We start from the raw sequence: 24,969 nt of genomic DNA, 5'->3' as shown, positions 1-24,969 counted from the left end.
TGTGAAATTGTAATAAACAGTACTATTCTTCAATCATTTCGGCAGCGTACGAATGCAGAAGTTCATCTTGCACTTCTTGCGGTACCTTTTCGTAGCCATTAAAGCTGATGTTGAAACGGCCCCGTCCCTGGGTGACTGAACTTAGGGAAGTGGCATATTTGTACATCTCCTTCAATGGTACACGGGCTTCGATTTTCTCGTAGCCTTTTTCGCTGCCCATGCCCATAATTAGGGCCCGGCGTCCCTGCAGGTCACTCATCACGTCACCCATGCGTTCGCTCGGAACCATCACTTCGAGGTTGTAGATGGGCTCGAGAATTTTGGGCCCTGCTTGTTTAAAGGCCATCGAAAAGGCATTGCGGCCTGCCAGCTTAAACGAAATCTCGTTGCTGTCCACCGGGTGCATCTTGCCGTCGTAAACGTAAACCCGAATATCGCGGGCATACGAGCCGGTGAGCGGGCCTTCTTCCATTTTTTCCATGATGCCTTTGAGGATGGCCGGCATAAAGCGGGCATCAATCGATCCGCCAACAATACAGTTGTGGAAGATCAGTTTGCCGCCCCATGGCAGGGGGTGTTCCTGGGTGTCGCGAACCGAAAGCTTCTGTTCCTTGTCGCCCATCTTGAAGGAGTTGCGCGGCTCGCTGCCTTCTTCGTAAGGCTCTATCACCAGGTGTACTTCGCCGAATTGTCCGGCACCGCCCGATTGTTTCTTGTGGCGGTAGTCGGCCTGCGCCGATTTGGTAATTGTTTCGCGGTAGGGGATTTTCGGGGCCTTAAACTCGACATCAATTTTGAAAACATTTTTATAGTACCAGTGCAGGGCGTTTTGGTGATATTCGCCCTGACAATGTACCAGCATTTGCTTCAGCTCTTTGGAGTACTCAACCACAAAAGTGGGGTCTTCGTCGTGCATCTTGGCAAACATTTCGCCAATTTTTTCTTCGTCGGCCTCGTTTACGGCATAAAGCGCAACGGTGTGCCGCGATGGGGGAAATTCGATGGGCTTAAACTGGTAATGTGCTACCTTTTCGCTCAGGGTGTGGTTCACTTTGGTTTCGCGGAGTTTGACCGTTGAGCCAATGTCGCCGGCAATCATCTCGGGAACCTTGGTGCGGTTTTTGCCGGCATTGACAAAGATTTGCGAGACGCGTTCTTTGTTGTCCGATTTCGAGTTGATCAGGTCCTGTCCTTCTTTTACGGTTCCGCTCATGACCTTGAAGAAGGTGATTTCGCCCACGTGTTGCTCGATGGTTGTTTTAAAAACAAAGAGTGAGGGCGACTCGGAAGGATCGACCTTGGGGTGTTTACCGTTAATTTCGGGTACTTCCACGGCTTCGGCCGGCGAGGGGGTGATGTTGGTGATGAACTCCATCAGGCGGCTTACGCCGACAGCTTGTTTTGCACCGGCGCAAAACACGGGGAACAGGCTGCGTTCAATCATGCCCAGTTTGATGCCCTGGCGCATTTCGTCTTCGGTCAGGCTGCCTTTCTCGAAGTAAAGCTCCATTAGCCCTTCGTCGTTTTCAGCAGCCATCTCCACTAATTCGTTATGTAGTTCGTCGGCGCGTTCTTTTTCACTTTCGGGGATGTCGCTTATTTCGGGTTGGCCGCCGTCGAGGGGGTATTTGTATTGTTTCATCGTCAGCACATCGATGATGGTGTTGAAGCCCGGGCCGGCATTCACCGGGTATTGCACCGGGGTGACTTTATTGCCGTAGAGTGCCTTGGCTTGTTCCAGGGTTTGCTCGTAATGCGCGTTTTCGTGGTCCAGGTGGTTGAAAAGGAAAATTACGGGTTTGTGTGCATTGGCCGTGATTCGGTAGGCCGATTCGGTGCCCGATTCCATGCCCTGGGGGCTGTTGATGACAATAACAGCGCTGCCCACAACGTGGAGGGCGCTAATTACAGCACCTCGGAAATCATCCATTCCCGGTGTGTCGATGATGTTGATTTTTTTGTTGTTGTATTCAGCATGAAGCACGGTGGAAAACACGGAGTTGCCATAGTCCTGCTCAATGGGCTGATAGTCCGATACCGTATTACCGGCCGTTACTTCGCCTCGGCGGTTAATTACTCCACCCTCAAGCAGCATGGCCTCTGCAAGGGTGGTTTTCCCGGTGCCGGCATTGCCGATTAGCGCAATGTTCCGGATTTCATCAGTCTTATATACTTTCATAATTGCTGATTTTATTGGTTTGAAACACGTTTTGTTCTGGTTTGGAATTGTTTGGTTGATCTCAAATTTAATAATAATATCTTAACATTAGTCAACTTCGCAGGCGTTAAAATATGTTATTGAAATGCTGTTGAAAATGGCGGCTTTATTTGCTTAAGTCGATTGCTTTCAGTAAATAAAACGCCTGTACTGTTGTGCTTTGTCTTGCTGTTGGTTTCGGGTGATAGCTTTTGCTGTTTTTGCTGGTCGTTTATGCCATAGCTCCGAACTTTTCAGGCTTGCAGGCTGTTTTTAAGGCTTACATCAAAATTGATATTGACGCATGACGACAGAAGAAAAAAAACAACCCCTAATCGCCTTTTTCGATACGAAGCCCTACGACCGGGAAGTGTTTAATCAGCTGAATGAAAACTACGGTTACCGCATAAAGTATTTTCAATACCACATCACGCCCGATAACTGCATTCTGGCCAAGGATGCCGATGTTGTGGTGGTGTTTGTGAACGATATTATTTCGGCCAGTGTGATTGATCAGTTGGCTGATTTTGGGGTGAAGCTGGTTGCTTTGCGCTGCTCGGGCTTTAACAACGTCGACCTGAAATATGCAAGCGGGAAATTGCGCATTGTGCGGGTGCCGGCTTATTCGCCCAATGCCATTGCCGAACATACGGTGGCCTTGATGATGACACTGAACCGCAAGATTCACCGGGCTTATTTCCGAACCCGCGATGCCAACTTTACCCTGAACGGATTGATGGGCTTTACCATGCAGGGAAAAACGGCCGGCGTGATCGGAACCGGAAAAATCGGGAAAGCGTTGGTGAAAATCCTTAAAGGTTTCGATATGCAGGTGTTGGCTTACGATCCCTATCCTGATGACAAATTTGCCCGTTCGGTGGGGTGTAAATATGTTGATCTGGACTCGCTGTTGCGGCAGTCGGATGTGATTTCGCTGAACTGCCCGCTCACCCGCGAAACCAAATGGCTGATTGATAAGGATGCCATTGCGATGATGAAACAAGGCGTGATGGTTGTCAATACCGGCAGGGGGAAGCTGATCCGTACTTCGGATCTGATTGATGGACTGAAATCGGGCCAGGTGGGTGCTGCCGGCTTGGATGTGTACGAAGAGGAGAGTGAATATTTCTTCGAGGATTTGTCCGACCGCGTGTTGTTCGACGATACTCTGGCGCGGCTACTCACCTTTAATAATGTGATTATCACGTCGCATCAGGCCTTTTTTACCCGCGAGGCGTTAATGAATATTGCGGGCGTCACACTCGATAATATTACCGACTATTTTGCAGGTAAGGAGCTGGTGAACGAGGTGGTCTATTCTGAATAATATTAGTAGACGCAGATGTAAATGGACGCAGATAGCGCTGATTGTTTATGATTTTCTATCAAAATCAGGATTCAAGAATCCGCCATGATCATAAGCAATCAGAAGAATCTGCGTTTCGTATTTAAACAATCCGCGTCTACTCAATCCAAAACTGAGTTTTTGGGGAAGCTATTAACGGCTTGTTGTGGATAAATTGTATCGGGAGCTTGTTGTGGCGGGCCGTTTTCATCCTATATTTATTGCATCAACTGTGTATGTATGTCCCGATTTCCTCATTTTAAACAACCGGATGCCATGGACTGCGGGCCCACTTGCCTGCGCATGATTGCTAAATTCTACGGCAAAAGCATTCCCCTGGATTACCTTCGGGATCAATCTCATATTTCGCGCGAAGGGGTTTCCCTGTTGGGAATCAGCGATGCGGCCGAAGCCATCGGCATGCGTTCAATGGGGACCAAAGTATCGTTCGAGCAGTTGGTGAACGATGTACCCAAGCCCTGTGTGGTGCATTGGGATCAGAATCACTTTGTGGTGCTGTACGAGGCCCGCAAAGGCAAAATGGAGGTGGCCGATCCGGCCTTTGGCTTGGTCAAATATACCGATGCCGAGTTTAAGCAGCACTGGCTGGCTACGGCCAAGGAGGGCGTGAGCAAAGGGATTTGCCTGATGTTGCAACCTACGCCGGCCTTTTACGAGCGCGAAGATGAGAAGCCGCCTAAGGGTGGGTTCTCGTTCCTGTTTCGCTACCTGCGGCCTCACCGCCGGTTGATGGGGCAGTTGTTCATTGGCTTTGTTGCTGCCAGCCTGATTCAGCTCATTTTCCCCTTCCTGACTCAAAGTTTGGTTGACGTGGGGATCAATAACCAGGATCTGAATTTTATCTATCTGGTGTTGGTTGCGCAGATGGTGCTTTTTGTCGGTCAAACCTCCATCGAGTTTATTCGCTCCTGGATCCTGCTGCATATTTCAACGCGAATTAATATTTCCATCATATCCGACTTCCTGATTAAGCTGATGAAGCTGCCCATTGGTTTTTTCGACACCAAAATGATTGGCGACCTCATGCAGCGCATTCAGGATCACCGGCGCATCGAACGATTCCTCACCACCCAAACGCTGGGCGTGTTGTTCTCGGTGGTTAGCTTGTCGGTTTTTGCCGTTGTTTTGGCCATTTACAGTTCGACCATCCTGTTGATCTTTCTGGTTGGATCGGCTGTGTATGTGGTTTGGGTGTGGTTGTTCATGCGAAAACGCCGCGAGCTGGATTATAAGAAGTTTTCGCATCGATCGGATAATCAAAGTATGTTGATTCAGTTGATTACCGGGATGCAGGAAATTAAACTGAACAACTACGAAAAACAAAAGCGCTGGGAATGGGAGCGTATTCAGGCTCGCCTGTTTCGCGTGAGCGTGCAGAATCTCTCGGTCGACCAATATCAGCAGGCGGGATCGGTATTTGTCAACCAAACCAAAAATATCCTGATCACCGTTGTGGCGGCAATGGCTGTGTTGAATGGCGAAATGACCCTGGGGATGATGCTGGCGGTACAGTTTATCATTGGTCAGATGAATAGCCCGCTGAGTGAGCTCATCAACTTTATGCACCTGGCGCAGGAGGCGAAGATATCGCTGGAGCGTTTAGGTGAAATTCATAATAAGAAAGAGGAAGGGGATAAGGATAAACCGCTACTGAACACCATGCCTTTGGATAGAAGCCTGTATATCGAAAATCTGGTGTTTCAGTATGAAGGGCCACATTCGCCCAAGGTGCTGAAAGATATCAACCTGACGATTCCGGAAAAGAAGATTACGGCTATTGTCGGAACCAGTGGTAGCGGAAAGACGACGCTGGTGAAGCTGCTGCTGGGCTTTTATCCACCGGCAAGCGGGAAGATTCGGGTGGGCGAAACCGACCTTCAGAATTTCTCGCAGCAATGGTGGCGAACCAAGGTGGGCGCCGTTATGCAGGATGGTTTTATCTTTTCGGACACGATTGTGTCGAACATCGCTGTGGGGGTTGAGCGGCTCGATAAGGAGCGTTTGTTGTTTGCGGCTAAAATGGCTAATCTTATGGATTTAATTGAAGGCTTACCGTTAGGTTTTAATACGAAGATTGGTCAGGATGGCCATGGCCTCAGCCAGGGGCAAAAGCAGCGGATCCTGATTGCCCGGGTGATTTATAAGAATCCGGACTACCTTTTCTTCGATGAAGCAACCAATGCTCTGGATGCCAATAATGAGAAGGTAATCATGGAGAATCTGAATCAGGTTTACCAGGGGAAAACGGTTATTGTTGTTGCCCACCGCCTGAGCACGGTGAAAAATGCCGACCAGATTGTGGTGATTGAGCGCGGCGAAATCGTGGAGCTGGGCACGCATGAAGAACTAACCGCTAAGCGCGGTGCTTATTATAACTTGGTGAAGAACCAGTTGGAGCTGGGAAGTTAAAATGGCGAGTTAAGGTTTGAGACGCAGATTTATGAAGATGAACGCAGATGAAATCATAACGATCATAAGCCATCAGCGGAATTGGCGTCAAAGTTGAAAGAAAATATAGAGTTAGACGCAGATTGATATGATTTTTAAGATTGACGCGGATGAAATCATAACGATCATGAATCATCAGCGAAATCAGCGTCTAAGTTGAAAGAAATTATAGGATGAGACGCGGATTTGTATGATTTTTACGATTGACGCAGATGAAATCATAACAATCAGCGTCTAAAGAAAAAAAAACATGCCACAAAGAGAAGGTCATATTAATCGTAGTGAAGAGGTGCAGGAGATCATCGGGAAATCGCCCTCTTGGTTATTGCGAAGCGGTCAAACGGCTTTGCTGATCTTCGTGGTGTTGTTGCTGTTGGGAAGTTGGCTGTTTCATTATCCCGATATTATTAGTGCCCGGGTGACGGTTTATACCGAAAATCCGCCGGCACATATCGTGGCGCGTACCACGGGGCGGATCGATCATCTGCTGGTGGCGGACAAAGACACGGTGCAGCGCGGCGATGTAATTGCAATTTTGGAAAATGCCGCTAATTACGACGATGTGGTCTTACTGCAACAAAGCCTGAGCGATGTTGACCGTTTTTTGATCTCGTTCGATACCCTATATTATAAGGTACTGACAGCTGATTACCGGCTGGGAGATATTCAGTCCGATTATTCATCGTTTTTGCGGCTGTATAATAATTACATCAGTTTTATTCGCCTGGGCTTTTATCCGCAAAAGGTGAAGTCGCTCGGGCAGCAGGTGCACATGCAGCGTATTTATTACGACCGCTTGTGGAGTCAGCGGCAGATTCTCGAGAATGAGTATCATATCGCCATGGAGCAATTTCGGCGCGATTCGTCCTTGTTTAAAAAGGATGTGCTGTCGCTGGTGGAGTACAAAAACTCCGAGTCGGCCATGTTGCAGAAGAAATTTAGTTTTAACGAGTCGCGAACCGACTTGGCCGAAACGCAGAAAGAGATCATTGAGCTGGAACAGGAAGTGGTTGGCGCGCAAAAAGAGTACGAAGATCAAAAGTTGAAGCTTCAAAGCGAGATGATTGAATCGTACAATATCTTAAAAAGTCGCCTGGATTACTGGTTTAAGACCTTCGTGCTGGAAACACCGATTGATGGTAAAGTGACTTTTACCAACTACTGGAGTAAGAACCAGCAGGTGAAGGCCGATGAGGTTGTTTTTACGGTTGTTCCTTTTCACGAGAGTAAAATTATAGGCCGTGTTCACCTGCCCCTGCGTGGTGCTGGCAAGGTGAAGCAGGGGCAGTGTGTGAATATTCGTTTCGACAATTTCCCGTATATGGAATATGGTATGGTGAAGGCTTCGGTGAAATCAATCTCGCTGGTGCCTTCCAACGATAATTACATTGCTGAAGTTGAACTGCCGCAAAACCTGGAGACCAACTACCACATTCCGTTGGTGTTTAGTCAGGAAATGAAGGGCGATGCCGAAATTATTACCGATGACCTGCGATTGATTCAGCGCTTTTTCAACCCGATAAAATCCTTGTTGAAGTCCAAAGTTTCGGACTAGTCTGATTTTCAATCAAATTTTTCGAAAAAATATTAAAAAACAGACGCAAAAGCTATTGTTCTTTGTTGAAAATTAGTACTTTTGCCAACCGTTTTTGGAGTGTTCTATCCAAAACCGACTAGGGCTGTATTCGTATTTATCAGCAGATCAATGCGTTTATAGTTGATTAAAAATGAAACTTATAATTATAAATTAAATAGTTGTATGCCTACAATTCAGCAGTTAGTTAGAAAGGGGAGACAATCAAATGTAGTAAAGAGTAAATCTCCTGCATTGGATTCTTGCCCGCAGAGAAGGGGCGTATGTGTGCGTGTGTACACTACAACTCCTAAAAAACCGAACTCGGCAATGCGTAAAGTAGCTCGTGTTCGTTTGACAAACGGAAAAGAAGTGAATGCTTACATTCCGGGTGAAGGTCATAACCTTCAGGAGCACTCTATTGTATTAGTACGTGGTGGTCGTGTGAAAGACTTACCAGGGGTACGTTATCACTTGATTCGCGGTGCATTGGATACAGCCGGTGTGGCTAACCGTACACAGCGTCGTTCTAAATACGGAGCGAAACGTCCGAAGAAATAAGACATAGAGTAGAGTTTTAGTGGTTTGGTTGAGTAAATGATCTCAGCAGAGGCTGAGGGAATTGAAGCTCAATTTTAGTCACAACCAATTCGAATAACACTAGAAAAAATTGCAATGAGAAAAGCAAAACCAAAGAAGCGGATCACTCTTCCTGATCCAAAATTTAACGACGTTCTTGTAACACGTTTTGTAAACGACTTGATGATCGATGGTAAAAAATCGATCGCTTACGGAATCTTCTACGATGCCTTGACGATCGTTGAAAACCGTATGAAGAACGACGAAGTTGCTCCACTTGATGTGTGGAAAAAAGCCTTGGAGAATGTAACTCCAGCCGTCGAAGTGAAAAGCCGCCGTGTAGGTGGTGCTACTTTCCAGGTTCCTATGGAAATCCGTCCGGAACGTAAAGTTTCAATTTCAATCAAAAACTTGATTTTATTCGCACGTAAACGCTCAGGCAAATCAATGGCTGATAAATTGGCTGCTGAAATTCAAGCCGCGTACAACGAAGAAGGTGGTGCTTACAAGAAAAAAGAAGAAACCCACCGTATGGCCGAAGCAAACCGTGCATTCGCTCACTTCCGTTTCTAATAGCGGGCGGAATAATTAATAATAATCAAGATTAGAAATAGTAATCATGGCTAGAGATCTAAAATATGTAAGGAATATCGGTATCATGGCTCACATCGATGCCGGTAAGACAACAACGACCGAGCGGATTCTGTTTTATACAGGTTTGACTCACCGTATTGGTGAGGTGCATGACGGTGCTGCTACCATGGACTGGATGGAGCAAGAGCAGGAACGTGGTATTACCATTACTTCTGCTGCGACAACTACTTTCTGGAAGTATGAGGACGTGCAACACCAAATTAACATCATCGATACTCCGGGACACGTTGACTTTACCGTAGAGGTTGAGCGTTCATTGCGTATCCTGGATGGTGCTGTTGCCTTGTTCTGTGCTGTTGGTGGAGTGGAAGCTCAATCGGAAACAGTATGGCGTCAGGCTGAAAAGTATGGCGTTCCCCGTATCGGTTTCGTGAACAAAATGGACCGTTCAGGTGCCGATTTCTTCGATGTTGTATCACAAGTGAAAGATAAATTGGGTGCAAACCCGGTTCCTGTTCAAATTCCTATTGGTGCTGAAGAAGCATTCTTAGGGGTGATTGACTTGTTGGAAAACAAAGCAATCGTTTATACCGATCAGGGTGACCACGGTTCTACATTCGAAGTACAAGATATTCCTGCTGATTTAGCAGAACAAGCTGCCGAATACCGCGCAAACTTAATTGAAGAAGTTGCCGTATTGGACGAAGGCTTGATGGAACGTTTCTTTGAAGATCCGGATTCAATTACTGCTGAAGATTTGATCCCGGTTATCCGCAAAGCAACAATCGAAGGATTGATCGTTCCGATGATGTGTGGTTCGGCATTTAAAAACAAAGGTGTTCAACGTTTGTTGGATGCTGTTTGTGAGTTCTTGCCTAGCCCGCTTGACAAAGGTCAAATTAAAGGTACCGACATTAAAACAGGTGAGGATATTATCCGTAATGCCGATGTTAATGAGCCTTTGGCAGGTTTGGCTTTCAAAATTGCAACTGACCCTTATGTAGGTCGTTTGTGTTTTGTGCGTATTTACTCAGGTGTGTTGAATGCTGGTGATTCAGTTTACAACTCACGTACCGGTAAAAAAGAGCGTATTTCTCGCTTGTTCCAGATGCACTCAAACAAACAAAACCCGAAAGAGCTTATCGAAGCCGGTGATATCTGTGCTGCGGTAGGTTTCAAAGATATCCGTACAGGTGATACTTTGTCTGACCTGGATCACCCGGTAGCCCTGGAATCAATGGACTTCCCGGAACCGGTAATCGGTGTTGCCGTTGAGCCAAAAACTCAAAAAGATATGGATAAGTTGGGTATTGGTTTGGCTAAATTGGCCGAAGAAGACCCTACTTTCAAGGTAAATACGGACGAAGAAACTGGTCAAACAGTAATTCGCGGTATGGGTGAGCTTCACCTCGAAATTATCATCGACCGTTTGAAACGCGAGTTTAAGGTTGAATGTAACCAAGGTAAACCTCAGGTTGCTTACAAAGAATCAATCAGCCAGGAAGTACAGCTGCGCGAGACTTATAAAAAGCAAACCGGTGGTCGTGGTAAATTCGCCGACATCATCGTTAAAGTTGGTCCTGCCGACGAAGGTAAAGAGGGCTTAACTTTCATCAACTCGGTAACTGGTGGACGTATTCCTCGCGAATTCATCCCTTCAGTACAAAAAGGTTTCGAATCAGCCTTGTCAAACGGTCCGTTGGCCGGTTTCGAAGTGGATAGCTTGAAAGTTGAACTGTTGGATGGTTCATTCCACGCAGTTGACTCCGACCAGTTGTCGTTCGAAATTTGTGCTCGTCAGGCATTCAAATCAGCTGCATCGCAAGCTGGTCCTAAACTGCTTGAGCCGATCATGAAAGCTGAAATCGTTACTCCTGAAGAATACATGGGGGACATTATCGGTGACTTGAACCGTCGTCGTGGTAACGTAGCCGGTATGGAAGAAAAATCAGGTGCCCGTGTAATTAAAGCAACGGTGCCTCTGTCTGAAATCTTCGGATATGTTACTACCCTGAGAACATTGTCTTCCGGTCGTGCAACTTCATCAATGACCTTCTCACATTATGAAGAAGTACCTCGTCAATTGGCGATTTCGGTATTGGAAGAATTGAAAGGAAAAGTTGAATTATTGTAATATAATTTTATTTATCTCATTATGAGTCAAAAGATCAGAATTAAGCTGAAATCGTATGATCACAACTTAGTTGATAAGTCAGCTGAAAAGATCGTAAAGACTGTAAAAACTACTGGTGCTGTAGTGAGCGGACCTATTCCGCTCCCTACACACAAACGTGTTTTCACAGTATTGCGTTCTACATTCGTGAACAAAAAATCACGCGAACAATTCCAGTTGTCTTCTTACAAACGTTTGATCGACATCTACAGCTCAACAGCAAAAACAATCGATGCCCTGATGAAATTAGAATTACCCAGTGGCGTTGAAGTAGAAATTAAAGTTTGATAACCTGTAAAAAAAGAAAAAATGACAGGATTAATCGGTAAAAAAATCGGAATGACTTCCGTATTCAGTGTTGAAGGGAAAAATGTTCCATGCACTGTGATCGAAGCCGGTCCTTGTGTTGTAACACAAGTGAAAACGGCAGAAACCGATGGTTACGAAGCAGTTCAATTAGGCTTTGGTGATAAGAAAGAAAAAAACACCACAAAAGCTGAGTTCGGCCACTTTCAAAAAGCCGGCGTTGAACCAAAACGTGACGTAGTCGAGTTTCGTGACTTTGACGGCGAGTATAAACTCGGTGACACCATTACAGTAGATGTGATTAACCCGGAAAGCTGGGTGGATATCACAGGCGTTACAAAAGGTAAAGGTTTCCAAGGTGTTGTTAAACGTTACAACTTCCGTGGTGTGGGTGATGCTACACACGGTCAGCATAACCGTTTAAGAGCTCCCGGTTCTCTTGGTGCATCTTCTTACCCATCACGTGTATTCAAAGGTATGCGTATGGCTGGTCGCACTGGTGGCGCTAACAAAACAGTTCAAAACCTGAAAGTATTGAAAGTAATCCCGGAATCTAACTTGTTAATCGTTAAAGGTTCAATCCCGGGAGCTAAAGGTTCAACCGTAATTATTTATCAGTAATGGAAGTTAAAGTATTAAATACAGCCGGAAACGAAACCGGAAGATCAGTAGTTCTGAACGAAACGATCTTCGGTGTTGAGCCCAACGACCACGCGATCTACCTGGATGTAAAACAATTTTTGGCAGCGCAACGTCAGGGAACTCACAAAGCAAAAGAACGTGGTGAAATTGCCGGTAGTACCAAAAAGATCAAAAAACAAAAAGGTACTGGTGGTGCTCGTGCCGGTAGCATCAAATCGCCATTGTTCCGTGGTGGTGGTCGCGTATTCGGACCTCGTCCGCGCAACTACGACTTCAAATTGAACAAGAAAGTAAAAGCATTGGCTCGTAAATCAGCATTGACTTACAAAGCTCAAGGCAGCAACATCGTGGTGTTGGAAGACTTTGTTCTGGAAGCTCCGAAAACAAAGGAAATTGTAGCAATTAGCAACAACCTGAAAATTAATGATAAAAAGTTGATTTTCGTTTTACCGGAACAAAATAAAAACATATATTTGTCCTCCAGAAATTTAGAGGGAGTATCTGTTGTAACTGCTTCTGAGTTAACTACTTATCAAATCATGAACGCCGGAAAGGTCATCTTCATGGAGAGTTCTGTTGGTAAGATTGAAGAACAATTTAAGATTTAAGGGGGATAAAAAATGAATATTTTAATTAAACCCATAGTGACGGAAAAGATGACGGCGCAAGGCGAAAGCCTGAACCGTTATGGTTTTATCGTCAGAAGAGATGCCAATAAGCAACAAATTAAAAAAGCAGTTGAAGCACTTTATGATGTTAATGTAGCTGCTGTTAATACCATGGTTTATGGCGGTAAAAACAAAAGCCGTTATACAAAAAGTGGTGTTATCAGTGGTCGCACAAACTCGTTTAAAAAAGCGGTTGTGACATTAGCTGAAGGTGAAGCAATTGATTTTTATAGTAATATATAATAAATAGAAATGGCAGTAAGAAAATTAAAACCAGTTACTCCGGGTCAACGGCACAAAATTATCGGTGCCTTTGATACGATTACTGCATCAACGCCTGAAAAATCATTGTTGAAGCCCGTTCAAAAGTCCGGCGGTCGTAACAACCAAGGACGCATGACAATGAGGTATATAGGTGGTGGGCACAAGAAGAGATACCGTGTGATCGATTTCAAACGCGAGAAAGACGGTATTCCTGCACGTGTTGATTCAATTCAATATGACCCGAATCGTTCGGCTCGTATTGCATTGTTGGTTTATGCCGACGGTGAAAAACGTTACATGCTTGCTCCAAATGGTTTGGTAGCAGGACAAACTGTTTTAAGCGGTTCAGGAATTGCTCCTGAAGTTGGCAACGCCCTTCCACTTTCCGAAATTCCTCTGGGTACTTTAGTACACAACATTGAACTTCACCCTGGACAAGGGGGCGTGATGGCACGTAGTGCAGGAACTTATGCACAATTGACCTCAAGAGAAGGAAAGTACGCTATCGTAAAATTACCTTCCGGCGAATCCAGAATGGTACTTGTTTCTTGCAAGGCTACTGTTGGTACTGTTGGTAACACTGAGCATAACCTCGAACGTTCAGGTAAAGCTGGTCGTTCACGCTGGTTAGGACGCAGACCTCGCGTTCGTGGTGTTGTAATGAACCCGGTTGATCACCCAATGGGTGGTGGTGAAGGCCGCCAGTCAGGTGGACACCCACGTTCACGCAAAGGCTTGTTAGCAAAAGGTTACAAAACCCGCGCTAAGAAAAAAGCTTCCAATAAGTATATTGTAGAAAGACGCAAGAAATAATTAAAGGAGTAGAGTATGAGTCGTTCATTAAAAAAAGGCCCTTTCATCGCTTATAAACTTGAAAGAAAAGTTTTGGCGCAAAATGAAGCAGGAAAAAAGTCTGTGATTAAGACTTGGGCCAGAGCATCAGTAATCTCTCCTGACTTTGTAGGGCACACAATTGCAGTGCATAACGGGAATAAATTTATCCCCGTTTATGTTACTGAAAACATGGTTGGCCATAAATTAGGCGAATTTGCACCTACAAGAACATTCAGGGGACATGGCGGAAACAAAAGGTAACACTTTAGTTTCGAATTAACTATTAAAAGAATTTACGATGGGTGCTAGAAAAAGAAATAAAGCAAACGAACTTAAAGAGGCCAAAAAGACCCAATACTTCGCCGTATTGAAAGATTGCCCTACTTCACCACGTAAGATGCGCCTTGTTGCCGACATGGTACGTGGAATGGAAGTAAACCGCGCTCTTGATGTACTGAAGTTTTCGTCGAAAGAAGCTTCTCGAAAAGTTGAAAAACTGTTAATGTCAGCCATTGCAAACTGGCAGGCTAAAAACGAAGGATCTCGTTTGGAGGAAAGCAATTTATATGTAAGTGGAATCAATGTGGATTCAGGACGTCAATTGAAACGTCTTCGTCCGGCCCCTCAAGGCCGTGCACACCGCATTCGCAAACGTTCCAACCACGTAACGCTTCGCCTCGATAGTAAGAATATTGAAACCGAAAACGCATAATTAGTAATACATGGGACAAAAAGTTAATCCAATCGCAAATCGCTTAGGAATTATCCGTGGATGGGATTCCAACTGGTTCGGTGGAAACGATTATGGTGATAAGCTGGTTGAAGACACAAAGATCCGTAAATACCTGAACGCCCGTTTGGCCAAAGCAAGTATTTCAAAGATCATTATTGAGCGTACCCTGAAGCTGATTACCATCACTGTTCACACCTCACGCCCAGGTATTATTATCGGTAAAGGTGGTCAGGAGGTTGATAAGCTGAAAGAAGAGCTTAAGAAAATCACCAGCAAAGAAGTTCAGATCAACATCTTTGAAATTAAACGTCCTGAACTCGACGCCCGTATCGTTGCCAACAATATCGCACGTCAAATTGAAGGTAAAATCGCTTACCGTCGTGCTGTGAAAATGGCAATCGCCTCAACAATGAGAATGGGAGCACAAGGAATCAAAATCATGGTTTCCGGTCGTTTGAACGGTGCCGAGATGGCACGCTCCGAAATGTACAAAGATGGTCGTACTCCATTGCACACCTTACGTGCTGACATCGACTACGCTTTGGTTGAAGCTTTAACAAAAACAGGTTTGTTAGGTGTTAAAGTTTGGATCTGTAAAGGCGAAGTTTACGGAAAACGCGATCTGTCTCCAAATGTTGGACAAAAGTCTAACGCTCCTGGTGGACGTGGTAACAGAGGCGGCGGCTTCAAAAAGAAAAGAAAATAATACGAAAACCTTTTAATTAAAAAAGGATGTTACAGCCGAAAAGAACAAAATTTAGAAGAGTCCAAAAAGGCCGGATGAAAGGGAACGCACAACGCGGGAACCAATTGGCATTCGGTACTTTTGGAATAAAGACGTTGGATGAGTGCTGGATCACAGGACGCCAGATTGAAGCTGCCCGTGTTGCCGTAACTCGCCACATGCAACGTCAGGGTCAAATTTGGATCCGCATTTTCCCCGATAAACCAATTACCAAAAAGCCTGCGGAAGTACGTATGGGTAAAGGTAAAGGTGCTCCTGAAGCATTCGTTGCTCCGGTAAGCCCAGGTCGCATTCTGATCGAAGCTGAAGGCGTTCCATTCGAAATGGCAAAAGAAGCCTTGCGTTTGGCCGCTCAAAAATTACCGGTAAGAACGAAGTTCGTTGTTAGACGTGATTATGTTGAAACTGAAAAAGAAGACTAAAAATGAAGACTTCAGAAATTAAAGAGTTAACAGACAAGGAAATCATCGAGAAAATTCAGTTGGAAACTGAAGCCTTGGTACGTCTAAAAATGAACCACGCTGTATCACCTCTGGACAACCCGACAAAAATTAAGGTTGCCCGGAGAAATATTGCACGCCTGAAGACTGTGTTAAGTCAACGGGAATTAAAACAAAATTAATTTGTGTAATTAATGGAAACAAGAAATCTGAGAAAAGAGCGTATCGGGGTTGTTGTTAGCGATAAGATGGAAAAAACCATCGTCGTTGCCGTTAAGATGAAAGAAAAACATCCGATCTACGGTAAATTCGTTAACAAAACGACAAAATTGTACGCTCACGATGAAAAACAAGACAGCAACGTTGGCGATACTGTGAAAATCATGGAAACTCGTCCTTTGAGTAAAAGCAAACGTTGGAGATTAGTTGAAATTATTGAAAGAGCTAAGTAATCATGATACAACAGGAATCAAGATGTTCAGTAGCCGATAACAGCGGTGCCAAAGAAGTGCTTTGTATTCGCGTATTAGGCGGTACAAGAAAGCGCTACGCATCTCTGGGCGATGTTGTGGTAGTGACTGTAAAAAGCGCTATCCCAAGTAGTGATATGAAAAAAGGAACTGTGTCAAAAGCTATCGTTGTTCGCACGAAAAAAGAAGTACGTCGTCAGGACGGCTCTTACATTCGTTTCGACGACAACGCTGTTGTGTTGTTGAACAATACTGGCGAAATGCGCGGTACCCGTATTTTCGGACCTGTTGCGAGAGAGATTCGTGAGAAAAACATGAAAATCATCTCACTTGCACCAGAAGTACTTTAATGCATAAAAGAATTCAAATGCAGAAGAAATTACATATCAAAAAAGGAGACACAGTTGTCGTGACCGCCGGTAACAGCAAAGGCCGTCAAGGTAAAGTCCTGGAAGTAATCCGCGACAAAGACAGAGCAATTGTGGAGGGCGTTAATATGGTAAAAAAACATACCAAACCCAATGCGGAAAACCCACAGGGTGGTATTGTTGAAAAGGAAGCGCCAGTCCATATTTCTAACCTGATGTTGGTTGATCCGAAAACAGGATCACGTACACGCATCGGTCGGAAGCTCGGCGACAACGGTAAATTAGTACGTTATTCAAAAAAATCTGGAGAGGAGATTAAGTAATGGCTTATACACCAACACTTAAGAAGAAATATTCGGAAGAAGTTGTACCAGCTTTGGTTAAAGAGTTTGGATACAAATCTGTAATGCAGGTTCCGAAATTGACAAAAATCGTCCTGAACCAAGGAGTTGGAGCTGCAATTGCCGACAAAAAAATCATTGAAGTTGCTACCGAAGAAATGACAATGATCGCCGGTCAAAAGGCAGTCCAAACCAAATCAAAAAAGGACATTTCTAACTTCAAGTTAAGAAAGAAAATGCCAATCGGGGTGCGTGTTACACTCCGTAAAGAGCGTATGTTTGAATTCCTGGATCGTTTGATTAACGTTTCATTGCCTCGTACCCGCGACTTCAAAGGGATCGAAAGCAAAATGGATGGCCAAGGAAACTACACCCTGGGTATCCCGGAACAAATCATCTTCCCGGAAATCAACATTGACAAAGTAAACCGTATCAACGGTATGAACATTACTTTCGTGACTTCTGCTGACACCGACGAAGAAGGATTCGCTTTGTTGAAGTCATTAGGTTTACCTTTTAAAAACGTAAAAAAGAACTAAGTTATGGCAAAAGAATCAATGAAAGCCCGCGAAGTAAAACGCGCAGCACTTGTTGAAAAATACGCAGAAAAAAGGGCACAACTTAAAGCAGAAGGTGACTACATTGGTTTGCAAAAACTACCTAAGAACTCATCAAAGGTACGTGTGCACAACCGTTGCAAATTGACCGGTCGTCCTAAAGGTTACATGCGTCAGTTTGGTATCTCGCGTATCAACTTCCGCGAGATGGCCTCTGCAGGATTGATTCCGGGAGTTAAAAAAGCTAGTTGGTAATCCAATAATCGAAAAGTAATGAGCAAAATTACAGACCCAATAGCAGACTATTTGACACGCATTCGTAACGCTCAAAAAGCCAAACATCGCGTAGTTGATATTCCTGCTTCAAACATAAAAAAGGAAATTACCAAAATCCTGAAGGAAAAAGGTTACATCCTGAACTACAAATTCGAAGATGAGGTGAACTACCAGGGCAACATTAAAATCGCCCTGAAATATCACCCTGAGACTAAAACTCCGGCCATCAAGTCAATCAAACGGGTGTCAAAACCTGGTTTGAGACAATACTGCGACAGCGATAACATTCCTCGCGTATTGAACGGATTAGGAGTTGCAATTCTATCTACTTCAAAAGGTGTAATGACCGATAAAGAAGCTCAAACACAGGGAGTAGGTGGTGAAGTTTTATGTTACGTTTATTAATTAAGGAGGAAAAACAATGTCACGGATAGGTAAATTACCAATCGAAATTCCAGCCGGCGTAACTATTAACGTTTCACCAGAAAACCTGGTAACTGTTAAAGGTAAGCTGGGCGAGCTTTCGCAACAGGTAGACCCTGAGATTGAAGTAGCCGTAGAAGAAAGCCAAATCGTGGTTAAACGCCCTACCGATCAAAAACGTCACCGTGCGCTGCACGGACTGTATCGTTCGTTGATCTGCAACATGGTAGAAGGTGTTTCTAAAGGTTACGAAATTAAATTAGAATTAGTCGGTGTAGGTTACCGTGCCGAAAACCAAGGTCAGTTATTGGACTTGGTGCTGGGTTACTCTCACCACACTTATTTGGAACTTCCGGCAGAAGTGAAAGTTGAAGCTGTTACCGACAAGCGTAGCAACCCAACAGTAACTTTGAAAAGCTGTGACAAACAGCTTATTGGCCAGGTAGCCGCAAAAATTCGCTCACTGAGAGCTCCTGAACCATACAAAGGTAAAGGTATTAAGTTCGCTGGTGAACAATTGCGTCGCAAAGCCGGTAAATCTGCAGGTGCTAAATAGTAAAATTTGAAACCATGGCTTTAACGAAACAAGAAAGAAGATTTAGAATAAAAAAGAGAATCCGGAAAATCGTTTCCGGAACTGCCGAAAGACCTCGTTTGAGCGTATTCCGCAGCAACAAACAAATTTATGCCCAATTGGTGAACGACCTCTCTGGCGCAACTTTGTTGTCTGTCTCTTCATTGGATAAAGAAATCGTTGCTGTTGCTGGTAACAAGAGCGAAAAAGCGGCTTTAGTTGGTAAAGCACTTGCCGAAAAAGCACTTGCAGCAGGTGTAGCAGAAGTTGTATTTGACCGGAACGGTTATTTGTATCACGGTAGAGTTAAACAATTAGCTGATGCTGCTCGCGAAGGCGGCCTTAAATTTTAAGAATTATGTCAGGAAATATCAAAAAAGTCAAGACGACAGACATAGAATTGAAAGACCGGTTAGTTGCTATTAACCGTGTTACTAAAGTAACCAAAGGGGGTAGAACATTCAGCTTTTCAGCAATTGTAGTGGTTGGTAACGAAGACGGCATCGTAGGATGGGGTCTTGGTAAAGCCAGCGAAGTAACTGCTGCCATTGCGAAAGGTATTGACGCTGCCAAAAAGAATTTGGTGAAAATTCCTATCAATAAAGGTACAATTCCGCACGAACAAGTTGCAAAATTCGGTGGTGCAAACGTATTCCTGAAGCCTGCTTCTCACGGTACCGGAGTAAAAGCCGGTGGTGCGATGCGTGCTGTACTCGAGAGCGTTGGTGTACACGACATCCTGGCCAAGTCTAAAGGATCGTCAAACCCACACAACTTGGTAAAAGCGACCTTTAACGCACTGCTCGAAATGCGCGATGCTTATACGGTAGCTCAACACAGAGGAGTTTCATTGGAAAAAGTATTTAAAGGATAGGAACTATGGCTAAAATTAAAGTTACTTTAGTGAAGAGCATCATTGGTTCCGACAAGAGCCAAAAAAGAACAGTAGAAGCTCTGGGTATTAAAAAGTTGAATCACTCTGTTGAACATGAAGCTACACCAGCTATCATGGGAATGGTAAACAAAGTGAAACACTTAGTGAAAATCGAAGAAATTTAAAATATTTTAAGATTGCAATTATGGAATTAAATAATCTTAAACCTGCAGCAGGATCCGTTAAAAAGGTGAAGCGTATTGGTCGTGGTCAAGGTTCCGGACGTGGTGGTACATCTACCCGCGGACACAAAGGAGCCAAATCACGTTCAGGTTACAGCCGCACACGTGGTTTCGAAGGTGGTCAAATGCCTTTGCAACGTGTGGTTCCTAAATTCGGATTCAAAAATGTGAACAGGGTAGAATATAAAGCAATCAACCTGGAAACCATTCAAACACTGGCAGAGAGCAAATCTTTGTCAGCTGTTGATGTTCAAACTTTGGTTGATGCAGGTCTGGCTTCAAAAAATGACCGTGTAAAAATTTTGGGAAATGGAACTTTAACGTTAAAATTGGACGTTAAAGCCCACGCATTCTCAAAGTCTGCAAAAGAGGCCATCGAAAAATTAGAAGGAACCACTGAAATACTCTAAACCGAAATGAAAAAATTTATCGAAACCCTAAAGAATATCTATAAAATCGAAGATTTGAGAGCCCGTTTGGGATTAACTTTATTTCTTCTGTTAATTTATCGATTAGGATCGTATGTAGCTTTACCGGGAATCGACCCTGCACAACTGGGTCAACTTAAACAACAGACTTCAGATGGGTTGCTGGGGTTATTGGATATGTTTTCGGGGGGTGCATTCTCAAACGCATCCGTATTTGCTTTAGGGATTATGCCTTACATTTCTGCTTCAATTGTCATTCAGCTGTTGGGAATAGCCGTTCCATACTTCCAGCGTTTGCAAAAAGAAGGGGAATCAGGAAGAAGAAAAATCAACCAGATAACCCGTTATCTGACCGTGTTGATTCTTTTATTCCAGGCACCTGCGTATTTGGCTAATTTAACATTTCAATTGCCATCGGAAGCCTTCGCTGTTAGCGGCTGGATGTTTAAACTGACATCAACAATTATTTTAACAGCAGGCTCGATGTTTATTATGTGGTTAGGCGAGCGCATCACCGATAAAGGAATAGGTAACGGTATTTCATTGATTATTATGATCGGTATTATTGCCCGTCTGCCATTTGCTGTGGCGGCAGAATTCGTTTCTCGCATCGAGCAGCAAGGTGGTGGAATGGTGATGTTCCTGTTAGAGTTTGTTTTCTTATTCGTTGTGTTTATGGGAAGCATCCTGCTGGTACAAGGTACTCGGCGGATCCCGGTTCAATACGCCAAACGAATTGTCGGAAACAAACAATACGGGGGCGTACGTCAGTACATACCGTTGAAAGTGAATGCAGCAGGGGTAATGCCTATCATCTTTGCCCAGGCTATCATGTTTGTTCCACTTACATTGACCCAATTTGCCCAATCTGAAAGTTTGAGCGGCTTTGCTGCGGCAATGTCCAATCACACCGGATTTTGGTACAATTTCTCTCAATTTGTATTGGTCGTTTTGTTTACGTACTTTTACACCGCCATTACAGTAAACCCTGTGCAGATGGCTGAAGACATGAAGAAAAACGGCGGTTTTATCCCCGGTGTTAAACCCGGAAAGAAAACCGTTGAGTTTTTGGATACAGTAATGTCTCGCATTACCCTTCCCGGATCAATCTTCCTGGGAATTGTAACAATTCTGCCCGCCTTTGCCATGATGGCCGGAATTAACACCCAGTTCGCCTATTTCTATGGCGGTACTTCGCTGTTGATTTTGGTAGGTGTTGTACTTGATACATTACAACAAATCGAGAGCCACTTGTTGATGCGTCATTATGACGGTTTGATGAAATCAGGCCGCATTAAAGGACGTACCGGAGGTGGTGCGGCAATGTATTAATAAGTCTGACATCTTTTTCTTTAGAAATACATAAACCGGTACAGGAAACTGTATCGGTTATACAACTAAAAAGATAGATAGAAATTATGGCAAAACAAGCCTCAATAGAACAAGACGGAACAATCATTGAAGCGTTATCAAATGCCATGTTCAGGGTCGAACTTGAAAATGGTCACGTGATAACTGCGCATATCTCAGGTAAAATGCGTATGCATTATATCAAAATTCTTCCTGGAGATAAGGTGAAAGTTGAAATGTCACCTTATGATCTGACAAAAGGACGAATTACTTTTAGATATAAAAACTAATAAAGGAATCATGAAAGTAAGAGTATCCATTAAGAAACGCAGCGCCGACTGTAAAATCGTTCGCAGAAAGGGCCGTTTGTACGTGATCAATAAAAAGAATCCTAAGTTCAAACAGCGTCAAGGATAATTAATTAACTTTGTAAAATTTTTTTTATATGGCTCGTATTGTTGGAGTTGATATTCCTGATAATAAAAGAGGTGAAGTAGCCTTGACATACGTTTACGGTATTGGCCGTAGTCGTGCCCGCTACATCCTCGAACAAGCTGGTGTTTCTGTAGACCAAAAAGTTGCCGAATGGGACGATGATCAATTCGCTGCTATTCGTAAAGTAATCAGCGAAAGTTTCAAAGTTGAAGGCGAACTTCGCTCAGAAAATCAGTTGAACATTAAACGTTTGATGGACATCGGTTGCTACCGTGGTATCCGTCACCGTATTGGCCTTCCGGTACGTGGACAAAGCACTAAAAACAATGCTCGTACACGTAAAGGTAAGAAGAAAACTGTAGCTAATAAGAAAAAAGCCACTAAATAATCGATAGTTAAGTTATGGCAAAAAAAACTGGAACTACTAGGAAGAGAGTCGTTAACGTGGAAGCTACTGGCCAGGCGCATATTCATTCCTCATTCAATAATATCATTATCTCATTGACTAATAATAACGGAGAAGTTATTTCTTGGTCATCAGCTGGTAAAAAAGGATTTAGAGGTTCAAAGAAAAACACGCCTTATGCGGCCCAGGTAGCTGCCGAAGAATGTGCAAAAACTGCATATGATCTTGGACTCCGGAAAGTAAAAGTCTTCGTTAAAGGACCAGGTAACGGTCGTGAGTCTGCTATCCGCGCCATCAACAGCGTAGGTATTCAGGTAAACGAAATCGTTGATGTTACTCCATTGCCACACAATGGTTGCCGTCCGGCAAAAAGAAGACGTGTTTAATCTTTTTAATTTGGTAGAATAATGGCTAGATATAGAGGACCAAAATCAAAAATCGCCCGTAAATTCGGAGAACCAATCTTCGGACCGGATAAAGTTCTGGAAAAGAAAAACTATCCTCCGGGTTTCCACGGTTTAGCAAGTCGTCGTCGTAAAAAATCAGAATACGGTTTGCAACTGAAGGAAAAACAAAAAGCAAAATACACTTACGGTGTATTGGAAAAACAATTTGCCCGTCTTTTCAGCAAAGCTTCTGCTTCGAAAGGTATTACCGGTGAAGTATTGTTGCAGTTGTTGGAAGCTCGTTTAGATAATGTTGTTTTCCGTTTAGGCTTAGCGCGTAGCCGTGCTGCTGCCCGTCAGTTAGTATCTCACAAACACATTACCGTGAACGGTGAGATCGTAAACATTCCTTCATACCAGTTGCGTGCCGGTGATGTGGTTGGTGTTCGCGAAAAATCAAAATCATTGGAGATTATCGCCGACTCAATGACTTCGCACCGTTACAACAAATACGCGTGGTTGGAATGGGATGATGCAGCAATGTCTGGTAAATTCCTGAATCGTCCGGAACGGGAAGAAATTCCTGAAAACATTAAAGAACAACTGATCGTCGAGTTGTATTCTAAATAATAAAATTACTCAGTATTTAATTATGGCAATATTAGCGTTCCAAAAACCTGACAAAGTAATAATGGTAGAATCTGATGAACGGTTCGGTAAATTCGAATTTCGTCCATTGGAACCTGGCTATGGTATTACAATCGGTAATGCCCTGCGCAGAATTCTGTTATCATCTTTGGAGGGCTACGCCATCACTACAATGAAGATTGAAGGCGTAGACCACGAATTTGCTACCATTAAAGGGGTGATGGAAGATGTAACCGAAATCATCCTGAATCTGAAACAAATTCGTTTCAAAAAAGAAGTCGAAGATCTGGACAGTGAAAAAGTATCTATCACTATTACCGGACAGGAAACATTTACTGCCGGCGACATCAACAAGTTTATGACCGGTTTCCGGGTATTAAACCCCGAATTGGTAATTTGCCGCATGGAAGCTGATGTGAAACTGACCATCGACATTACCATTAACAAAGGTCGTGGATATGTACCTGGCGCTGAAAATAAGCCGGTAGATGCTGAGTTTGGTTTAATTCCGATTGATTCAATTTTTACACCCATTCGTAACGTAAAGTATGAAGTGGAAAACTATCGTGTGGAACAAAAAACCGACTACGAAAAGTTGGTTTTGGACATCGCCACCGATGGTTCAATTCATCCGAAAGATGCGCTGAAAGAAGCTGCAAAAATTCTGATTTATCACTTTATGCTTTTCTCTGATGAAAAAATCACCTTGGATTCAGACGAAAAATTTGCCAACGAAGAGTTCGACGAAGAAGTACTGCACATGCGTCAGCTTCTGAAAACAAAATTGGTAGATATGGACCTTTCAGTACGTGCACTAAACTGTTTGAAAGCTGCCGATGTGGAAACTTTGGGCGAGTTGGTACAGTACAACCGTAACGACTTGTTGAAGTTCCGTAACTTCGGTAAAAAATCATTGACAGAGTTAGACGACCTGCTGAATGCGATGAATTTGACTTTCGGAATGGATATTACTAAGTATAAATTAGACAAGGAATAAGCACAAAATGAGACACAATAAAAAATTCAACCATCTGGGAAGAAAAAGTGCTCATCGTAAGGCGATGTTGTCAAATATGGCTAACTCTTTGATTTTCCATAAGAGAATTAGCACGACTACCGCTAAAGCGAAAGCACTGAAGATGTATGTTGAGCCGCTTATTACAAAAGCAAAAAACGATACAACACACTCACGTCGTATCGTATTCAGCTACTTGAAAAGCAAAGAAGCTGTATCTGAGTTGTTCCGTGAAGTAGTTGTTAAAGTGGGCGAACGTCCCGGAGGCTACACTCGTATCCTGAAAACCGGAAACCGTTTGGGTGACGACGCAGAAATGTGTATCATCGAATTGGTCGACTTCAACGAAAACATGTTGGCTGCTACAGAAACAAAAACCAAATCACGTCGTTCACGTCGTGGTGGTAGCAAAAAAGCTGAAGCAGCTCCTGCTGCCGAAACTACTGAAGCTCCAGCCGCTGATGCTACTGAAGAAGCAAAAGCAGAATAAGGATTTACAAAACCTTATCATATTTAAAAAGCCAACCGGAAGGTTGGCTTTTTTTATGGGGGATTGGTGAATTTTTGAATGTGATGATATACGCTCTTTGGGAAGTGTTGGTTTTGACTCCGGA

At 43.8% G+C, this 24,969-nt stretch carries 36 protein-coding genes; 35 read left to right on the top strand and 1 reads right to left on the bottom strand.

Annotated elements, in window-relative coordinates; genetic code table 11:
* Positions 1-22 precede the first annotated feature (22 nt).
* A complete protein-coding gene (locus C8N47_RS02765; RefSeq protein ID WP_107820987.1) occupies positions 23-2,179 on the bottom strand; it encodes an elongation factor G in 2,157 nt (718 codons plus the stop codon).
* Positions 2,180-2,501: 322 nt separating this feature from the next.
* Between C8N47_RS02765 and C8N47_RS02760 the strand changes: the two genes are divergently transcribed.
* From C8N47_RS02760 to rplQ, 35 genes are all read left to right on the top strand, one after another.
* Positions 2,502-3,524, top strand: coding sequence for a 2-hydroxyacid dehydrogenase (locus C8N47_RS02760; protein ID WP_107820986.1), 1,023 nt, complete (start codon positions 2,502-2,504; stop codon positions 3,522-3,524).
* 258 nt (positions 3,525-3,782) lie between these two features.
* Positions 3,783-5,972: a peptidase domain-containing ABC transporter gene (locus C8N47_RS02755; protein WP_107820985.1), complete on the top strand. Its 2,190-nt coding sequence runs from the start codon at positions 3,783-3,785 to the stop codon at positions 5,970-5,972.
* A gap of 289 nt (positions 5,973-6,261) precedes the next feature.
* A complete protein-coding gene (locus tag C8N47_RS02750) occupies positions 6,262-7,566 on the top strand; it encodes an HlyD family secretion protein (RefSeq protein ID WP_107820984.1) in 1,305 nt (434 codons plus the stop codon).
* A gap of 204 nt (positions 7,567-7,770) precedes the next feature.
* The gene (rpsL, locus tag C8N47_RS02745; protein ID WP_107820983.1) at positions 7,771-8,145 is read left to right on the top strand and encodes a 30S ribosomal protein S12; all 375 of its coding nucleotides are present in this window, start codon (positions 7,771-7,773) and stop codon (positions 8,143-8,145) included.
* A 114-nt stretch (positions 8,146-8,259) separates the two neighbouring features.
* The gene (gene rpsG / locus C8N47_RS02740) at positions 8,260-8,736 is read left to right on the top strand and encodes a 30S ribosomal protein S7 (RefSeq protein WP_107820982.1); all 477 of its coding nucleotides are present in this window, start codon (positions 8,260-8,262) and stop codon (positions 8,734-8,736) included.
* A 46-nt stretch (positions 8,737-8,782) separates the two neighbouring features.
* Positions 8,783-10,891 (top strand): elongation factor G, encoded by a 2,109-nt coding sequence (gene fusA, locus C8N47_RS02735; RefSeq protein WP_107820981.1) that lies wholly within the window; start codon positions 8,783-8,785, stop codon positions 10,889-10,891.
* Positions 10,892-10,912: 21 nt separating this feature from the next.
* On the top strand, positions 10,913-11,218 hold the full coding sequence (gene rpsJ, locus C8N47_RS02730) for a 30S ribosomal protein S10 (protein ID WP_027472457.1): 306 nt from the start codon (positions 10,913-10,915) through the stop codon (positions 11,216-11,218).
* Positions 11,219-11,239: 21 nt separating this feature from the next.
* The gene (gene rplC / locus C8N47_RS02725) at positions 11,240-11,857 is read left to right on the top strand and encodes a 50S ribosomal protein L3 (protein WP_107820980.1); all 618 of its coding nucleotides are present in this window, start codon (positions 11,240-11,242) and stop codon (positions 11,855-11,857) included.
* Complete coding sequence (gene rplD, locus C8N47_RS02720; RefSeq protein WP_107820979.1) at positions 11,857-12,486, top strand: 50S ribosomal protein L4; 630 nt, start codon at positions 11,857-11,859, stop codon at positions 12,484-12,486. The genes rplC and rplD overlap by 1 nt, the downstream gene beginning before the upstream one ends.
* Positions 12,487-12,498: 12 nt before the next feature.
* Entirely contained in the window at positions 12,499-12,789 is a 291-nt protein-coding gene (rplW, locus tag C8N47_RS02715) for a 50S ribosomal protein L23 (protein ID WP_107820978.1), read from the top strand.
* A gap of 9 nt (positions 12,790-12,798) precedes the next feature.
* Positions 12,799-13,623 (top strand): 50S ribosomal protein L2, encoded by an 825-nt coding sequence (gene rplB, locus C8N47_RS02710; RefSeq protein ID WP_107820977.1) that lies wholly within the window; start codon positions 12,799-12,801, stop codon positions 13,621-13,623.
* Between the two features lie 15 nt (positions 13,624-13,638).
* Positions 13,639-13,905 (top strand): 30S ribosomal protein S19, encoded by a 267-nt coding sequence (gene rpsS, locus C8N47_RS02705; protein ID WP_107820976.1) that lies wholly within the window; start codon positions 13,639-13,641, stop codon positions 13,903-13,905.
* A 37-nt stretch (positions 13,906-13,942) separates the two neighbouring features.
* On the top strand, positions 13,943-14,356 hold the full coding sequence (rplV, locus tag C8N47_RS02700; RefSeq protein WP_107820975.1) for a 50S ribosomal protein L22: 414 nt from the start codon (positions 13,943-13,945) through the stop codon (positions 14,354-14,356).
* A gap of 10 nt (positions 14,357-14,366) precedes the next feature.
* Positions 14,367-15,083: a 30S ribosomal protein S3 gene (gene rpsC / locus C8N47_RS02695; protein ID WP_107820974.1), complete on the top strand. Its 717-nt coding sequence runs from the start codon at positions 14,367-14,369 to the stop codon at positions 15,081-15,083.
* 26 nt (positions 15,084-15,109) lie between these two features.
* Positions 15,110-15,544, top strand: coding sequence for a 50S ribosomal protein L16 (gene rplP, locus C8N47_RS02690; RefSeq protein WP_107820973.1), 435 nt, complete (start codon positions 15,110-15,112; stop codon positions 15,542-15,544).
* Between the two features lie 2 nt (positions 15,545-15,546).
* Positions 15,547-15,744, top strand: coding sequence for a 50S ribosomal protein L29 (gene rpmC, locus C8N47_RS02685; protein WP_107820972.1), 198 nt, complete (start codon positions 15,547-15,549; stop codon positions 15,742-15,744).
* A 12-nt stretch (positions 15,745-15,756) separates the two neighbouring features.
* Positions 15,757-16,014, top strand: a complete 258-nt coding sequence (rpsQ, locus tag C8N47_RS02680) for a 30S ribosomal protein S17 (protein WP_107820971.1) — start codon at positions 15,757-15,759, stop codon at positions 16,012-16,014.
* 2 nt (positions 16,015-16,016) lie between these two features.
* Positions 16,017-16,382, top strand: a complete 366-nt coding sequence (gene rplN, locus C8N47_RS02675; protein WP_107820970.1) for a 50S ribosomal protein L14 — start codon at positions 16,017-16,019, stop codon at positions 16,380-16,382.
* A 17-nt stretch (positions 16,383-16,399) separates the two neighbouring features.
* A complete protein-coding gene (gene rplX / locus C8N47_RS02670) occupies positions 16,400-16,723 on the top strand; it encodes a 50S ribosomal protein L24 (protein ID WP_211316018.1) in 324 nt (107 codons plus the stop codon).
* Positions 16,723-17,280: a 50S ribosomal protein L5 gene (gene rplE / locus C8N47_RS02665; RefSeq protein ID WP_107820968.1), complete on the top strand. Its 558-nt coding sequence runs from the start codon at positions 16,723-16,725 to the stop codon at positions 17,278-17,280. The genes rplX and rplE overlap by 1 nt, the downstream gene beginning before the upstream one ends.
* Before the next feature lie 3 nt (positions 17,281-17,283).
* Complete coding sequence (gene rpsN / locus C8N47_RS02660) at positions 17,284-17,553, top strand: 30S ribosomal protein S14 (protein WP_107820967.1); 270 nt, start codon at positions 17,284-17,286, stop codon at positions 17,551-17,553.
* Positions 17,554-17,580: 27 nt separating this feature from the next.
* Positions 17,581-17,979, top strand: a complete 399-nt coding sequence (gene rpsH, locus C8N47_RS02655; protein ID WP_425436616.1) for a 30S ribosomal protein S8 — start codon at positions 17,581-17,583, stop codon at positions 17,977-17,979.
* Between the two features lie 16 nt (positions 17,980-17,995).
* Positions 17,996-18,553, top strand: coding sequence for a 50S ribosomal protein L6 (gene rplF, locus C8N47_RS02650; RefSeq protein WP_107820965.1), 558 nt, complete (start codon positions 17,996-17,998; stop codon positions 18,551-18,553).
* A 14-nt stretch (positions 18,554-18,567) separates the two neighbouring features.
* Positions 18,568-18,924: a 50S ribosomal protein L18 gene (gene rplR, locus C8N47_RS02645; protein ID WP_107820964.1), complete on the top strand. Its 357-nt coding sequence runs from the start codon at positions 18,568-18,570 to the stop codon at positions 18,922-18,924.
* Between the two features lie 5 nt (positions 18,925-18,929).
* Positions 18,930-19,445, top strand: a complete 516-nt coding sequence (rpsE, locus tag C8N47_RS02640) for a 30S ribosomal protein S5 (RefSeq protein WP_107820963.1) — start codon at positions 18,930-18,932, stop codon at positions 19,443-19,445.
* Positions 19,446-19,450: 5 nt separating this feature from the next.
* Positions 19,451-19,630 carry a 50S ribosomal protein L30 gene (gene rpmD, locus C8N47_RS02635; protein ID WP_107820962.1) on the top strand — a complete coding sequence of 60 codons (180 nt, stop codon included), beginning with the start codon at positions 19,451-19,453 and terminating at the stop codon, positions 19,628-19,630.
* Positions 19,631-19,650: 20 nt separating this feature from the next.
* On the top strand, positions 19,651-20,097 hold the full coding sequence (gene rplO / locus C8N47_RS02630; protein ID WP_107820961.1) for a 50S ribosomal protein L15: 447 nt from the start codon (positions 19,651-19,653) through the stop codon (positions 20,095-20,097).
* Between the two features lie 6 nt (positions 20,098-20,103).
* Positions 20,104-21,447, top strand: coding sequence for a preprotein translocase subunit SecY (gene secY / locus C8N47_RS02625; protein ID WP_107820960.1), 1,344 nt, complete (start codon positions 20,104-20,106; stop codon positions 21,445-21,447).
* Between the two features lie 86 nt (positions 21,448-21,533).
* Positions 21,534-21,755 carry a translation initiation factor IF-1 gene (gene infA / locus C8N47_RS02620; protein WP_107820959.1) on the top strand — a complete coding sequence of 74 codons (222 nt, stop codon included), beginning with the start codon at positions 21,534-21,536 and terminating at the stop codon, positions 21,753-21,755.
* A gap of 10 nt (positions 21,756-21,765) precedes the next feature.
* Positions 21,766-21,882 carry a type B 50S ribosomal protein L36 gene (gene ykgO / locus C8N47_RS02615; RefSeq protein ID WP_081782363.1) on the top strand — a complete coding sequence of 39 codons (117 nt, stop codon included), beginning with the start codon at positions 21,766-21,768 and terminating at the stop codon, positions 21,880-21,882.
* 28 nt (positions 21,883-21,910) lie between these two features.
* On the top strand, positions 21,911-22,288 hold the full coding sequence (gene rpsM, locus C8N47_RS02610; protein ID WP_107820958.1) for a 30S ribosomal protein S13: 378 nt from the start codon (positions 21,911-21,913) through the stop codon (positions 22,286-22,288).
* 14 nt (positions 22,289-22,302) lie between these two features.
* Entirely contained in the window at positions 22,303-22,692 is a 390-nt protein-coding gene (gene rpsK, locus C8N47_RS02605; protein WP_107820957.1) for a 30S ribosomal protein S11, read from the top strand.
* Between the two features lie 21 nt (positions 22,693-22,713).
* The gene (gene rpsD, locus C8N47_RS02600) at positions 22,714-23,322 is read left to right on the top strand and encodes a 30S ribosomal protein S4 (protein WP_107820956.1); all 609 of its coding nucleotides are present in this window, start codon (positions 22,714-22,716) and stop codon (positions 23,320-23,322) included.
* Positions 23,323-23,344: 22 nt separating this feature from the next.
* Positions 23,345-24,337, top strand: coding sequence for a DNA-directed RNA polymerase subunit alpha (locus C8N47_RS02595; protein WP_107820955.1), 993 nt, complete (start codon positions 23,345-23,347; stop codon positions 24,335-24,337).
* Positions 24,338-24,344: 7 nt separating this feature from the next.
* Positions 24,345-24,845 carry a 50S ribosomal protein L17 gene (gene rplQ / locus C8N47_RS02590; RefSeq protein WP_107820954.1) on the top strand — a complete coding sequence of 167 codons (501 nt, stop codon included), beginning with the start codon at positions 24,345-24,347 and terminating at the stop codon, positions 24,843-24,845.
* Positions 24,846-24,969 lie beyond the last annotated feature (124 nt).

Source organism: Mangrovibacterium marinum (assembly GCF_003046625.1).
GTDB lineage: Bacteria > Bacteroidota > Bacteroidia > Bacteroidales > Prolixibacteraceae > Mangrovibacterium > Mangrovibacterium marinum.
This window is presented reverse-complemented; position numbering and strand designations above follow the sequence as displayed.